12 protein-coding genes and 1 riboswitch are annotated in these 14,741 nt (G+C 37.8%); all 12 genes read right to left on the bottom strand.

All coding sequences use genetic code 11. The annotated features are described in order from the left end of the window. Positions 1–54: 54 nt before the first annotated feature. Positions 55–2,091, bottom strand: a complete 2,037-nt coding sequence (locus A5816_RS05025; RefSeq protein ID WP_086310871.1) for a penicillin-binding transpeptidase domain-containing protein — start codon at positions 2,089–2,091, stop codon at positions 55–57. A 130-nt stretch (positions 2,092–2,221) separates the two neighbouring features. Continuing rightward, positions 2,222–3,106: an LCP family protein gene (locus A5816_RS05020; RefSeq protein WP_086310870.1), complete on the bottom strand. Its 885-nt coding sequence runs from the start codon at positions 3,104–3,106 to the stop codon at positions 2,222–2,224. A 92-nt stretch (positions 3,107–3,198) separates the two neighbouring features. Then, positions 3,199–4,362: an FtsW/RodA/SpoVE family cell cycle protein gene (locus tag A5816_RS05015; protein ID WP_086310869.1), complete on the bottom strand. Its 1,164-nt coding sequence runs from the start codon at positions 4,360–4,362 to the stop codon at positions 3,199–3,201. A gap of 124 nt (positions 4,363–4,486) precedes the next feature. Then, positions 4,487–4,653, bottom strand: a riboswitch (M-box (ykoK) riboswitch). Between the two features lie 223 nt (positions 4,654–4,876). Further along, entirely contained in the window at positions 4,877–5,083 is a 207-nt protein-coding gene (locus tag A5816_RS05010; protein ID WP_086310868.1) for a hypothetical protein, read from the bottom strand. Positions 5,084–5,098: 15 nt separating this feature from the next. After that, complete coding sequence (locus A5816_RS05005; protein WP_002374706.1) at positions 5,099–5,713, bottom strand: flavin reductase family protein; 615 nt, start codon at positions 5,711–5,713, stop codon at positions 5,099–5,101. 147 nt (positions 5,714–5,860) lie between these two features. After that, positions 5,861–6,544, bottom strand: a complete 684-nt coding sequence (locus A5816_RS05000; protein ID WP_086310867.1) for an N-acetylmannosamine-6-phosphate 2-epimerase — start codon at positions 6,542–6,544, stop codon at positions 5,861–5,863. A 114-nt stretch (positions 6,545–6,658) separates the two neighbouring features. After that, positions 6,659–7,117, bottom strand: coding sequence for an ASCH domain-containing protein (locus tag A5816_RS04995; RefSeq protein ID WP_086310866.1), 459 nt, complete (start codon positions 7,115–7,117; stop codon positions 6,659–6,661). Between the two features lie 85 nt (positions 7,118–7,202). Further along, positions 7,203–8,966, bottom strand: coding sequence for a 1-deoxy-D-xylulose-5-phosphate synthase (locus A5816_RS04990; RefSeq protein WP_086311171.1), 1,764 nt, complete (start codon positions 8,964–8,966; stop codon positions 7,203–7,205). 232 nt (positions 8,967–9,198) lie between these two features. Continuing rightward, complete coding sequence (locus tag A5816_RS04985; protein ID WP_002374697.1) at positions 9,199–10,659, bottom strand: hypothetical protein; 1,461 nt, start codon at positions 10,657–10,659, stop codon at positions 9,199–9,201. A gap of 207 nt (positions 10,660–10,866) precedes the next feature. Further along, positions 10,867–11,793, bottom strand: a complete 927-nt coding sequence (glsA, locus tag A5816_RS04980) for a glutaminase A (RefSeq protein ID WP_086310865.1) — start codon at positions 11,791–11,793, stop codon at positions 10,867–10,869. 22 nt (positions 11,794–11,815) lie between these two features. After that, positions 11,816–13,243 carry an amino acid permease gene (locus A5816_RS04975; RefSeq protein ID WP_002340660.1) on the bottom strand — a complete coding sequence of 476 codons (1,428 nt, stop codon included), beginning with the start codon at positions 13,241–13,243 and terminating at the stop codon, positions 11,816–11,818. 30 nt (positions 13,244–13,273) lie between these two features. Then, a complete protein-coding gene (locus tag A5816_RS04970; protein WP_070769936.1) occupies positions 13,274–14,488 on the bottom strand; it encodes an ammonium transporter in 1,215 nt (404 codons plus the stop codon). Positions 14,489–14,741: the final 253 nt, after the last annotated feature.

The raw sequence follows: 14,741 nt of genomic DNA, 5'->3' as shown, positions 1-14,741 counted from the left end.
AAGGACTGTGACGGTATCGTCACAGTCCTTTTACTATAGTTAAGAAGTCGTTCTTTATTGATAATTTTGATTGAGGTATTGTAATAGTTCGGGTGCTCGTTTAGTTGCTGAATCATCATCTTCTTTATTTTCCAACATGCTAACCATCATATACCCTTGGTTATCAGGGTTGAAAGCAAACAAGAAACTGTTCTCTTTCCCTTTTTCATCCTGTTTTTCTTTGATTTCCGCTGTACCAGTTTTCGCTGCCAATGGAATCCCTAAAGCAGAAAGAGAGTGTGCTGTACCATTTACATCTTGCACAACTTCTCTCAAATCTGGCACGATCGTCTGTACCGCTGTTTCACCGATGACATTCTTCTTATCTTTTGTCTCTTTATCTGCAATCAATTTAGGATAGACAAGTGTGCCATTGTTGGCAAAAACAGAATACATTGCTGCTTGCTGGATAGGATTAATTAGAAGTTCGCCTTGACCATATCCAGTATCAGCTAGCAAGATATCTGAATTAAAGCTCTCTTCATTAGAAATTTGTGCTGGATTCATACTGATTGGCAAATCAAGGTCTTCACCAAAAATGAATTTATCCAAACCTGCACGGAAATTCTTTTCCCCCATTTTCAATGTTTCTTGCGCCATATATATATTATCGGAATAAATCAAAGCAGTTTTTAAGTCTACTTGTGACACATCACTAACACGAGTTACTTGATATGATCCCCAAGAACTGTCTTTTTGCCATTTAAGCCCGTTGATCGTCAACACTTCATTTGGATCGATAGTGCCATTGTCGAGACCGATTGCTGCTGTGATCATTTTAAACGTAGATCCAGGAGCATAACCTGTCGCAAATCGGCTGATGAATGGTTGTTCAGGATTTTCTTCATAAGCTTTGTAGTCTTCTTGTGAGATCCCGTTTGTCATTTTGTTTGGATCATAGCTTGGAGAGCTAGCAAGCGCAAGAAGATCACCGGTTTTTGGCGTTGTCGCAACAGTCGATCCAGCTTTTCCTCCTAGACTGTCGAAAGCTGTTTTTTGTGCCTTCGCATCGATTGTCAATTTGATATCTTTGCCGTTTTGGACTTCATGCTCGATCAGGACCTTTTTCTCGACACCGTCTGCATCCGTGATGCTTAATTTTCCACCTGTAGTCCCACGAAGATCCTTATCAAAAGCCATTTCCAAACCAGATCGTCCGATTTTTCCATTACTGCTTAATTCTGGATTTTTATCAATATCTTCTGCTGTGATATCTCCCACGTAACCAATCAGTTGAGCAGCTGCTTCACCCAAAGGATAATATCTGCCGTCTACTTCTTGGATGGTAGCTCCAGCTGGTAGTTCTGGCGTTGCTCCATCAATGATTTTCAATGGGACAAAGTAATCGGGTTGTACCCAGCTTTGTGAAATAGCCTGATTGATAGCATCTTCTGTTAAGTCGAATGCGGAAGCAATGGCTTTGATATTGGCCGTTTTTTCATCCCCATCTCCAAGTTTGCTTGGAACGACTCCTAATTGTTTTAGTTTGCCGGTTGTTGCTAATGGTTCCCCATTTCGATCTAAAATGTTCCCTCTTGCTGCTTCTTGTGTGGTCAGGCTTACTTTGTCATTTCCTTCCATTTCTGGAAAAACCAAGTTGGGCTGCCAGTTGATCGTGGTTTGACCATCAGTTCTGTCTAATGTTCCTTTATAAGAAAGATCTTTCAATTCACCTAATGAGGTATTCATCTTTGCTTTATAAGAAAAATTGTAAGTAGACTCATCTTTTTTATCTACTTTTAGATTTGATATCTCAAGTCCTTTGACATCGGCAGCACCGTATATATTTTGGTATTTCTCTAATATCTCTTTTTCAGATAATGCACTCTTATTTGCTGCCTTTTTCGATGCCATTCCTGCAGCTTTGTTATAATCTCCTTTGTTCAAAGCTTGGACAAATTGCTCAACCGTCTTTTCTCCAGCTTCTACTGCTTGGGTTTCTTGATAGTGCCGGTAGTAAAAATAACCGCCACCTGCAGCTGCTATTAAGATCACTGCGCCGGCAATATAAGCGCCTGTTCGATTTTTGCCGTGCTTGTCACTTCTTTTCATTTTTTCCTCCTTCTCTTGCTTGTCATTCCTTTATTTTCACTATTTATACCTGTTTATTCTAACATAATAAAAGAAGTCAGAACATAACATAGATTGTTATTTCTAACTTCTTTTATTTTATTTTCTTTACTTAATTATTCAGAAATTTTTTGATCGCTTCTTGGTTTTTGGTCAAATCTAATTCCAGAACACTTCCGGAAGGCGTATTGTCGTTGAAGTCCCAACTGCCGTCTACTGGTACGGATAATGTATTGATCTTTTTATTATCGTCCTTGAGGAAATCCATACCGCAATCCAGTAGCACACTCTCAGGAAGGTTCGTTTGGATACTGCCAAGTAGTTTTCCCACTGCTTTCGGTAATTTAAATATCGAAGTGACGTCTTTCAGCTGCTGAGAGATCGCTTTAATCACTTGTTGCTGTCTTCTAATCCTCCCAAAGTCCCCTTCTTCGTCTTCACGGAATCGAGCATACTGCAGTAACGTATTGCCATCCATTACTTGCTTCCCTTTTTTTATATATACGCCATCTAAATCTAAAGATTTTTCTGCATCAATCTCTACTCCGTCTGGAAACAGTTCATTGACGCAATCGATAAAATCTTGAAATGTGATACTTGCATAATACGGGGCTTCAAATTTGAAATTTTCCTTTAATGTTTGGTTTAATAAATCAACTCCTCCGTAAGAGTACGCTGCATTGATTTTATCCATTCCGTAACCTGGTATATCGACATATGAGTCTCTCATGATAGAGATTAGTTTTGCTTGTTGTGTTTTCTGGTCGTATTGTGCAACCATAAGTGAATCTGAGCGACCATTTTCGTCTTTCGAACGGGCATCCGAACCAATCAAAGCCACGTTTAGTTTGGTAGGGACACTTTTCGGCTCTACCTTTTTCACAGTTGAGGTCTGTTTTGCAGACGAAAATCCATGGACAAATTCAATCGAAAAAAAGCCGACTACTAGTGTAAGCAGTAACAAAACAGATAATATGATTTTTTGAAATACTTTCATTGCGAATTCCTCTTTCTAAAAAGAATCTCTCGCTTGAAAAATAAAAGATAGTCCTTTATGATAATTCAAACTGAGAGATTCTCAGTTTCTCTTTATTGTTTTTCAGGTCGATAGAGCGGCAACTCTTCGGCCTGTATCTTCGAAGAAATATTCAACGTGATTCCGATTCCTAAAGAAAGGATCAGATAACTTGTTCCTCCATAACTAACAAATGGTAATGGCACGCCAGTCATTGGCATAAGCCCTGCGATACTTCCCACATTCATTATCGTTTGAACGAATAGCAAAGTTCCGAATCCTAAAAGAAACAATCCAGCTTGTTGATTTTTACAACGACTGCTTAAACAAAAGATTCTCATGCATAATGAGAATAATAAGAAAAGTACACACAATGCACCAATTAGCCCAAGCTCTTCTGTAATGATCGAAAAAATAAAATCTGTTTCTGTCTCTGGAAGATATCCCTTTTTTGTGATACTGTTTCCTAATCCTCTCCCCCATATGCCACCATTGTATAGTGCATAAAACGAATGAGTCATTTGATAGCCCGCACCATGACTATCTATGAAAGGATCTCTTAAAGTCGCAATTCTTTCATAAGCATGATTGAACATCTGGGGAAGCCAGCCTTTGTTTCCTAAATATAATACTCCGCCGGCTGCTCCAATCAATAAGGCAGAAAAAGTAACAATCAGATAGATTCCTTTTTTAAATGGAACTGCTGCTGCCCAAAAAATGACCCAAGCAATCGAAAGAATCATCAATGCTCCAGCAATCTTTGGCTGGAATAAAATCAGCAAAGTTATGCCTACTGTAATCAGGAAAGGTTTTTTTAGATTTTTTGGCGGATTATTTCCGTCACGAAAAAACCAGCTTAGATAAAAAATCAGAAAAAGATTTGCTAATTCTGAAGGCTGGAATTGAATGCCAAACAGAGAAATCCAACGTTGTGCGCCATTGACAGTGACACCGAATATTCCTACTCGTACTAAGATTAAAAAGAAAATCGATAAAGCTAAACCATATCCTGCTATTTTAGGGTGAAGTAAATAGTGCAGTTTGATTGAACGAGCTAAGAAGATTACGCCCCAACTCAAAAATATGAAAATCAGTTGGCGCAATAATAGACTTTTTGTATTTTCATCTGCTTGCAATAAGCGATAAGAACTAGCACTGTATACTTCTAAAAGACCGATCATGGACAAAGTCAAATAAGGACCCAAAATCCACCAATCGATCTTTTTTCTTTTTTTCACCGCATCTCCTCCTCACACAGTAATCCACTTGTCAGGTGAGGAGCGAGTTTGTCTCATCAAATAAGTCAGTCTTGAAAATATAAAGAAAAGGTCAGAAACCTTTTCGAACAAGAATTCTGACCTAGCATCATCTCATCGTCCGAGTTTTAGCACTATACAACGTAAAGAAAACATTCTTAGCTATTGGAAAAAGCCTTAATCCGACAGTTTCTGTTTTACCCATTGGCGACTTTCGACGTTTCTGGGCAATAGCCTATGTTTGTATAGGAGCCTCACCTAACAAGGTTATTACTATATTCTATTTACGAGTCCATGATAGACTTTTCCTAATGAATAGGCAATGGAATTTGAAATGAAATAGTGAAATTTAACAATCTTTAATATTTTTTAGGAAAAAATAACAAATAACGAAAAAGAATCCTAACGCAGTTTCTTTCAATTGTGCCAGGATTCCTTGATAATTTTTTTATTTTTGGTGTTTTTTTATATGATTTTCACTTTTCGGAATAAATATTTATTTGTTGAAGTAATTGAATAGCCCACTAATCGTGTGGTCTGCTACTCCTATTTCTTTGTCATTTAAAGTAACTTTTGTGACGACAAAATGATCTTGCAATGGCGGAACTTCTAAATACTGCCCTTGCAGAAAATCATTCACTGTTTCGTATTCTTTTTCCATTTCTTTTGAATCTGCTGATGGTTTATAACTTATTTTTAACATACCTATTACTCCTTCCTATTGGGGACGTGCGATCGTGAAAATTTCTCCTATTGCTGCATAATCATTTCCTGCCAAACGGCTTATAGCATTCAATTCTCTTGGGTCGATTCTTCCCGTCTTTTCATCATAGACTGTTTCATTCAAATGATATTTCTGTACTTCTAACAAAAATAAATCAGCTGTTACTTTATTTTTATTCCGTATCTCGACATGTTCATATAAGGTGGTCTCAAAACGAACTTTTGCTTCTGTCAATGCTGGAACTGAAACGATTGCTGAATCTGTTAAAGTCAATTCAGTCAAGTGTAGTTCGCTTTCCTCATTAGGCAGATTAGCTGCTGTTTTATTTGCTTCTTCTACGTTGTCCTCATCAAGGATATGGATGACCGCTTCTCTTGTCTCAAGAATGTTTTTTGCTGTGTCTTTTACTGTATCTTGTTTTCTCTGGATCGCCAAGGATAAGATAGGTGGATTCGAACTGACGATATTGAAGTAACTGAAGGGTGCGATATTCACTATATCATTTACGGATTTAGTCGTTACTACCGCAACTGGCCTAGGGATAACTGAACCAATCAGCAACTTGTAATTTTCACGTTCTGTCAATTCTGAAGGACTTCGTTCAAACATGGTCTCGCCTTCTTTCTGTAAAATTCGCTAAAAAGCAGATCTGCGAAGACAAAAGGAAAAGCAACGCTTTCCTCTTCTTCTTAGAATCTGCTTTAAACTATCTATTAATTTTTCTTTTTTGTCAAGAATCTGTGCCGTACGTGTTTTTTAGTTCTTTGCTTTATTCGCGGCTTCGACATATCTTTTAGTGATGAATTGTGGACGGGTGATGATGGATCCAATGACGACTGAAAAAGCACCTAATTCATAGGCTTTCTCTACTTGTTCTGGAGAGTCAGTATGTCCTTCCATGACTACTGGTATATTGACTTGTTCTATGATCTGATTCAACAAATCAAAATCAGGCGTCTGTGTCTTTCGAGAATATTCTGTATATCCTGCTAATGTCGTAGACAAGAGATCGAAACCATCTTCTTGTGCTTGAAGCGCTTCCTCAAAAGTCGAAATATCTGCCATGGCTAATCGACCGTGATCGTGGATTATTTGGACAAGCTCAGCTGTTGCTTTTTCTGTCGGACGTTTACGAGAAGTTGCATCGAGTGCAATGATCTCAGCTTGCGTCTCCAAAAGTTCTTTCACTTCTTTTTCTGTCGCAGTAATAAATACTTCTGATCCATCGTAATCTCTTTTAATGATCCCTATGACTGGCAAATCAACGATTCGCTTGATTTCATTGATATCTTCTGTTGTATTTGCGCGAATACCAACTGCTCCGCCTTCTTTTGCAGCCAAAGCCATTCTCCCCATGATAAAAGAACTGTGTAATGGCTCATTTTCCAAAGCTTGACAAGAAACGACAATCCCACCTTTTATTTTTTCCAGTACATCCACACTATCTCCTCCAATGACGTTCTCTAGAAATACATCTTCTTATAAAAATGTAACCCTTTTCTATCTAGGAGTCAATAAAGGAGCTATCTTTTTTCTTTTAGCAAGCCTTTCTTGCTAAAAGAAAATTACTTCAAACTCTTCATATACGATCAGCTTCTCTTCTGTAAATGCCATGTTCAGTGCTTCTTTGTAGACATGCTTGAAAAAGTCAGTATGGACTTTCCGCCAATAAGCTAACGTTCGATCTCCTTCTCCTTCTTTCCAAGCATGTTCTTCCGTGATTTCACTAAAAGACAAGATAGTCACATTTATATTTTTGATGATACAAACTGGTTCATTTTTTCCATTCAGAACCACATCTAACTGACCCGCTTTCGGTAAAGGTTCCTTCTCTTTTTTGTATAGATCGTATCCACTTGATGTACCGGTTTTTATTTTTTTTACAACTAATTCACTCAATTCATCTGCCATTTCTTCTGTATTCCCAAATGAAAAAAAGCTTAGTTTTTCTGATTGATACCTAGGATATTCTTCTTGAAACTTTTTGAAATATTCTTCTACTTTTTGATACATAAGAGCATCTACTCCTTTGTTTCGTATAATAAAAAACCATCCAGATACTAGTATAAACGATTATCTGGATGGAAAATACGATGTATTATTGAATATTTAAGACACGTAGACTATCCTCAACGATTTGGCTTGGTGTCAAATGATAACGTTCATAAAGTTTAACTGTTGGAACACTATCTGTGAATTCTTTCTTTGCACCGAAATTCAGCACATGCATTGAAGAATCACCATAATAACGACTGATTTTTTCGCCAAATCCGCCTGATAAACTACCATCTTCTAATGTGATGACTAATTCATGGGCTTCTTTTAATTTATCTAATGTTTCTACATCATTTTCTGTAATTGTTCCTGGATTTATCAATGTTGCTTCGATTCCTTTTTCTCTAAAAGCTTCCATTGTTTCTTTTCCTAGTCCAAGAAAACCACCTAAAGCTAAAATTGCCACTTTTTCGCCTTTATTTACTGTCTGATAGGCTGGAATACTGTAATCATTTGCGATGGCTTTACCATGTTCTACACCGTGAGTAGGGATTCGAATTGCCACAGGCTGTGCTGTTTGCTCAAAAGCCCAATCTAGCATAGAGATCATATCTTCTTTTGTCGCTGGAGCAAGATATTTGATATTCGGGATGCTTGATAAATAAGGAATGTCAAATGTTCCTTGGTGTGTTCGATCACTAGCAGAGATCGTTCCGCCACCAACTAAAAGGATGACTGGATTCTCGTTGATCGCTAAATCATGTGATAATTGATCATATGCCCGTTGCAGGAAAGTACTTGATTGGAAGACGACTGGACGTACTCCCTGAGAAGCCAAAGCAGAAGCAAAGGTGATGGAATGCTGCTCGGCGATCCCCACATCAAAATAATGATCTGGATGTTTTTCTTGGAATGTTTTCAGTCCAAAGGCACCTGGTATTGCTGCATTGACTGCGGCAATAGGTACTGTACTTGTTTGCATTTTTTTATCCAGATAATCCATGATGATCGTATTGAATGTTTCTCCAGAAGCTGCCTGTTTTGCTTCTCCTGTAGACAGATCAAATGGGACGTGCCAATGATATTTCATTTTATTATCGATTGCTGGCTGATAACCGCGGCCTTTTTCCGTATGTACGTGAAGTACGATGGGATGATCAATATCTTTTACTTCTTCAAATAAACGGATCACCGTCTCTAGGTCGTTTCCATTATCCACATAGCGATAATCAAATCCCATAGCTTTAAATAGGTTATTACTGCTTTCACCGTGAGTTTGACGAAGCTCTGCTAAGTTCTGGTATAAGCTACCGTGGTTCTCATCAATAGACATCTCATTATCGTTTACTAATACGATTAGATTGGTCTGTAAAGCGCCGCCGTTGTTTAGCCCTTCAAAAGCTAAGCCGCCACTTAGTGAGCCATCTCCAATAAATGCTACCACATTCCCTGATTCTTTCTTCAGATCTCTGGCTTTAGCCAACCCAGTAGCTAAACTGATAGATGTAGATGTGTGACCCACTGTAAAATAATCATGTTCACTTTCGTGTTGATTGGAATACCCGCTTACTTCATGGTAATGTCCTTTTTCAAAGCCATTTTTCCGACCAGTTAGCAGCTTATGACCATAAGATTGATGGGAAACATCCCATACGATTTTATCCTTAGGTGAATCAAATACATAATGAAAAGCAATCGTTAATTCGACTACACCTAGATTCGGACCAACGTGCCCACCTACATCGCTGTCCTTTTGCAAGATTTTTTGGCGCATTTCTTCTGCCAACTGTTTCATTTCCTCCACAGATAATTTTTTGACATCTGCTGGACTGTTGATTGTATCCAATACATGTAATGCTGTACTCATCATACATTCTCTCCTCCGTACTATCTTCTTTTTAGTTGAAAATAGATTTGTAACACTTTATCTATTCTACTCCTTAGAGTTGACTCTAAGTCAATAGTATTTTAAAAAATTTTCAGAGAAAGTTTGTTATATAAGTAGTTCTTCGCACAAATCAGATCACAAATAAAAAAACTTCTACAGTCTTTTAAAAAGCGCTGTAGAAAGTTGATTTTTGTCTTGCTTTAAGATCTCCTCAAGAAATATGTTTTTTTAATAAATGAAGCTCTTGAGCAATACGATACAAAAGGATGTTTGCGCCTTTTAACGAGATAGGATAGACCTTTGTTTTTTCAGTTTCTAAACCAGTTTGATAGCTAGTAGCATCGCATAAAACCACTCGTTTTTTTGAACACAAACATTCATCAGGTAATTCTTCTAAAGAACGAAATAAAATGGGATTTATTTCAGCCATGTCTTCTTCAGCATACAAATGAAATTGGGTTCGATAAAAAAATTGTTTGACTGAACTTTCAGAAACAACAAATATTTCTATTTCTTGTTGTATCATCTGATCTCTGGTAATCAAAGAAAGACTCTTAACAAATTTTCGGATGAAATTATCATTCCATCTTAGATGAATTTGGTTTTTCTTTTTCCAATCGTCTAGCACTTCTACTATTTTTCTGTATAGAAGTTGTTCTTTTTCTGACAGTAGATAGATTCGTTCCGGTAAAAATACTTGACCGTCTGCCCACAACGTGCGGACGAATTGTAAAAAGGATTGCTTAAAAATAAAATTGTCTGCATCGTCGATTTCAGCGACTGGGAGAATCTGTAAAATCAATTCATTGAGTGACAGGTCATTGAGAACAAAATTTTTATACACAACTTCGAAATCTTTTCTTAACAGCTCCATGTTCTCATTGGTATAATTTCTGCTATTGAACAAAGAAAAAATATAATAGACATCTTCTTCCTGTAAGTCTAACATTCCTTTTTGCTCTTCCAATCCTTGACAGACTAATTGAAATAACGGCTTCGTCTCCGCACTTTTCTTATCTTCTTCTTTCAGTTCAAGGGGAAACGCCTTTCTTCCAATTGCCATCTCTATTCCCCGTATGATAAAAAATTTTTCGTCTTCCGAATATCTTCTTTTAAAAAAATGAGTCTCTACATAATCGATCAGCTCGTTACAAGCTTCTTCTACATGCGGATTTTTACTCTCATATCCTTCCCAATTGATATAACGTACTAAAGCTAGCAGAATATTCCGCGAATCAAATTCTGGAATAATGATTTCTTTATTTTTCAAATAATCATTTTCTTTGAAAAAATCCAAGACGCTCTTTTTGATCGTATATACTTTGCTCAAAGAAATAAATTCAAGATCAGCCAGTTCTGTACTCGTGAATATGCCCTTGAAATAATAACTTAAAAACTTTAAAAAATAAGATTGACCATACAAAAATTGCGTAAGCTCAGAAAGAGCAATCCCTCGTTTAAATATAAGTTTGTACTTATGCTTCTCTCTTATTTGTTCTTTTATGCAATATTCCAGACACTCGGCTAGACTTTCTAGATCATGAAGGATCGTCGGTGTGGTCACCCCTAGTGAAATAGCTGTTTGTTCGATATCTATTTCTTGGAATTCAAATAATTGTTCGCATAGATACACTTTTCTAAATATATTTCGCTCGATGTATTTTTCCAGCATTCCTGATACACGCCTCCAGTTTTTCTTATAGTTTTATTTAAACATATCCACGAATCGCTTTTTTATTTACTTTTTGTTTAGAAAACCCCTTTCAAAAACCAATAAAAAAAGAAGCCGGAACAAAAGTCGATCAAGCTTACAATTCCAGCTATCGTTTCGATAACTTGGCGTCGCTTGGACCTTTACCCCAGCCACTTTCAAGAAAGGTTATTCGAAGATATCAGCATCTAGTTCTTTGACTACGTCCTTCAGTAATTGAATGCCAGCTGCACTGTTACCGAATGGATCTAGTGCTGGACTGAAGACGCCTATGCCGTAACGATTGGGCACAGCTGCCATCAAGCCGCCACCTACACCGCTTTTTGCAGGTACACCAACATGGACGGAAAACTCACCTGATTCATCATACAAACCGGCAGTTGTCATAATTGATTTGACGATCGTTGCACTTTCTTCAGTAATGAGCCGTTTGCCATTCCAAGGAGCGATCCCTTTATTTGCCAATACAGCGGCTAATTTTGCTATACCTGTAGCGGTGACATTGACAGAACATTGTCTGAAATAGGCATCGAGTATCTCTGGAACGTCTCCTTCGATCATTTGATTGCCTTTCATGTAATAAGCAAGAGAGCGATTGATATCACCTGTTCTTGATTCAGAATGATAGATTTCTTCATTCAATGTGATATCAGGATCATCACAGATTTCTTTCATAAATGACACGATCCGTTCAAATTTTTCATCTGCATCTTTTCCGGCAATCAAAGAGGTTGTTGCAATCGCTCCTGCATTAACAAAAGGGTTCATCGGATGTTTGCGATGATTGATCTCCATATTCATGATAGAATTGAAAGCAAATCCGGTTGGCTCTGTGTTGATTGTTTGAAAGACTTTTTCAATTCCGTTATCTTTGATTGCTAATAACAATACGGGAACTTTTGACATGCTTTCGATGGCAAAACGTACATCGGCATCTCCTCCCTTGATCAGTTGTTTTGTATCCAGATCATAAATCGCCATACCTAATTGTTTTGGATCCACTTCAGCTAACGCTGGAATGTAGTCTGCTACTTGTCCTGTTTGATAATAGTGGAAATTTTTTCCAATCAATTGTTCTAATTCTTTTCCTTCCATTTGAATAACCAGCTTTCATTTTTTATTTTTCTGCATGCTGGAATTTATGACGGCATGCGTAGATCGTAAATGGAATCACTAATACGATAAGATAAGAAACAATCAGAATCGTTTCATAAATCCCGTGCTGTCCAGCGGCGATACTTGCAGGTGGAACAAATGAGATACAAAAAGCAAAAAGTGAAGTCAAAAGACCTAAACAAGCAACGATTACTTTTACAACTTTTCCTCCTGGAACCTGATAGGCTCTTTCAAGACTTTCATCTTTAAACACTAACTTCAAATAGCCAGCGAAAAACATAAAGTACAACATTAGGTAGATCACAACAGTCAATGACATCGCTGCAAGAAATGAAAGATTATTCCCCCCGCCACTTAATGTAAAGACGGCTGCCCAGATTGTCGCAACAATCCCATTTGCGATCATCAAATGCGCAGGAACACCATGTGCATTTTCTTTCGCAAAATATTCAGGAAGTAATCCTTCTTCTGCCGCTACGTGAAGTGCTTTTGAAGGAGAAGTTACCCAAGAAGCTATTTCTCCGATGACACCTAAACAAACAAGGATTGCAAGGATTTTCGCAACCCATGCAAGACTTGGATCAATGTGTCTTAATAGGAATTCTAACGATTGGATCACTCCTGTATTAAGAGACAAACCCTGTTGAGGTACTGTAGTAGCCACAGTCAATCCGCCAAAAGTGTCTAAAATGATTGCTAGAATAACCAATACAAACATTGCTAATGGATAATCCTTTTTAGGGTTTTCCATTTCATTTGCATGACTAGCAGATGTTTCTACTCCCATATACGCTAAAATAAAGGAAACAAAAACAACCAGCGTAGGTAATTTTGAAAAATCAGGAATCAATGTTTTCATAGACAGTGTCGTTTGTAGTGGAGCACCTGAAGCGACATAGTGGATCCCTAAGCCAAACAAGACTAATGCAGGCAATAAGATCCCAGCTACAAAACCGATTCGAGCAATTAAAGAAGTGTATTTGGTTCCTTTTAGCTGAGAGAGCAAAATAGCCCAGAAAATAATCAATAAGATAGCCAATTTTAGAAATTTATTGTTTTGTATAGCATCGATCCCTGTTGCGTAGGATAATGCACCAGTCAAGAAATACAGCATAGTCAAGTAGCCAACAGTTATCTCAAACCATTGGAAAAAGATAGCAGCAAAACCAAATCGTTTTCCCAATGTCCGACTGACCCAAGTATAGACACCGCCTTTTTCCCAGCCTTTCACTGTTGCCATCTCTGCTGCACACAATGCTACAGGGATAAACCATAGCAAACCGCCTAATAACAAGAAAAATACTAAACTGAAGCCAGAGGTCGCAAATGTGGGATATTCATATAATGAAACGACCATTGAGATCGTCATGGCTAAAAAGCCGAAGAACGTTAATTTTTTTGCAGGAATTTTCGTTTTGCTTTGTTGCATGAATCTTCCTCTTTTCTATTTGATTTTGTTTCAATTGCGTTTGTTACCGAAGAAGAAAAAGTCTAATCCTTCTTCCTGCTCTTCTTTTGTAGTAGTGATCGTTGTGAAATGCATGGCTGATTTTAGAATCGCTGTTGTCAGCACATAGGCATACACGGCAGTAATGATGACACCAATCACTTGGATTCCTAAGAAGTACCAGCTGCTTGGATTTGTTAATAAATGGCTGTTAGTTGCAAAAATTCCGATCAGGATCGTCCCTGTGAATCCGCCCATTCCATGGACGCCCCACACATCAAGTGCATCGTCCCATTGTTTCTTTTTACGAAAATCAACAGCAGCATGACAGACGATTCCAGCAATGATTCCAATCAACATGGCACTTTTTGCTTCTACATAACCAGCACAAGGCGTAATGGCTGCCAATCCAGCAACGGATCCTGTTAGTACGTCGACAAAATCAAAGCCATTTCCTTTTACTTTTGCAATAATCAACCAAGTAACCATCGCAAATGCAAGAGCGATGAATGTTGAACCAAATGCATTGACTGCTTGATCATCTGCTCGAAGTGCACCACCGGAGTTAAAACCGAACCAGCCAAACCAAAGTAGACCTGTACCGATAGCTGCTGCCATAAGACTGCTATGCTGATTTCTTTCGCCCATAGGAATCTTTCTTTGTCCAAGTGTGAGGATGCATGCCAATGAACCGAATCCAGCTGTCGTGTGGATGACTGCTCCGCCAGCGAAATCTCTAAATCCCATCTGATCCAAAAATCCGCCGCCCCATATCCAATGGCAAACAGGGAAGTAAATCAGCAGGTTCCAACAAACAACAAGGATAATATAGCCTTTTAAATTCAGTCTCCCTGCAAAAGCTCCTGTCATCAAAGGAACAGTAATCACGATAAACATCAGTTGATAAAGAAAGAACATCAAAAATGGAATCGTCGCTCCATGGAACATGTTGGGGAAGCTTGTGACATGTCTCATCAAAAAGAAATCTGCTGGGTTTCCAATCATACCGCCGATATCCCGTCCAAATGCCAATCCGAATCCACCGAATACCCACATGATCGTTGTTATCCCAACTGAGAGAAAAGATTGAGTCATGATCGTCAGTATGTTATTCTTCCGTGCCAGTCCGCCGTAAAAAAATGCTAAACCAGGAGTCATCAAGCAAACCATTGCTGTACATAAAATCATGAATGCTGTATCTCCTGTATTGATAGGTAATGTATTCATTTTTTCGCCTCCTTTCTACGTTTATGAGTATAAAAGAAAATCTACTTGTATTTTTCTTCTGTTTTTTTGAATACATTCTTGTATTTATAAAAGACAGACAATCAATAAAAGCTTGGTGTGCTGTGTTTTCTTATCGTTTTGACCAAATAAAGACAAAAAAATAAACGATCTTCTTTTATAGAAAACCGTTTATTTTCGCCTTTATTTATTTTTCAAGCTATTTTTTTATAAAGAATAAAGAATACTGCATATA

Source organism: Enterococcus sp. 3G1_DIV0629 (genome assembly GCF_002141285.1).
Lineage (GTDB): Bacteria > Bacillota > Bacilli > Lactobacillales > Enterococcaceae > Enterococcus_B > Enterococcus_B lactis.
Note: the sequence above shows the minus strand (reverse complement) of the source record. Positions and strands in the feature narration are given on the sequence as shown.